This window comes from Gardnerella coleohominis (genome assembly GCF_002896555.1).
GTDB classification, from domain to species: Bacteria; Actinomycetota; Actinomycetes; order Actinomycetales; family Bifidobacteriaceae; genus Bifidobacterium; species Bifidobacterium vaginale_F.
Genome location: NZ_MNLH01000018.1, coordinates 1 through 448, shown reverse-complemented (window position 1 = coordinate 448; position 448 = coordinate 1). Strand labels below are relative to the sequence as shown.

At 36.2% G+C, this 448-nt stretch carries 2 protein-coding genes; both read left to right on the top strand.

The features are described 5' to 3' along the window. The coding region (locus BFS05_RS06505; RefSeq protein ID WP_146026745.1) for a carbohydrate ABC transporter permease at positions 1-397 on the top strand (397 nt) is incomplete at its 5' end. Next, positions 394-448 (top strand): hypothetical protein (locus BFS05_RS07170; protein ID WP_374703778.1); only part of this gene is annotated, 55 nt, incomplete at its 3' end. The genes BFS05_RS06505 and BFS05_RS07170, both read left to right, overlap by 4 nt.

Sequence of the window (448 nt, the reverse complement as noted above, 5' to 3'; positions counted from 1 at the left end):
TGTGTTTAAGAGACAGCTTATACGCTTTATTTTGTACGTGCCTGCTGTTCTTTCGATTGTTGTTGTAGCAGCAATTTTCTCTTCGATTTATGATCAAAAAGATGGACTTTTAAATGCTTTGTTACATTTATTGCATTTAGATGCAGTTAAGATAATGTGGCTAGGCGATCAAAAAATTGTAATTTATTCAATAGGATTGGCAATGCTTTGGCAGTCGTTGGGCTACTACATGGTCATGTATATGTCTTCGATGGCTGGAATTGATCCGCAAATATATGAAGCTGCAAGAATTGATGGAGCTAGTAAAACGAGACAATTGTTCTCAATTACTATCCCACTTATTTGGAATAATTTGCGCACAACGTTGTTAATAGATCATCAAATGTTCTCGGTATAAAACTTGTAGATCAAGCTGCTAAGGAACTTGCTGTTAGGTCTAGAGGTACTC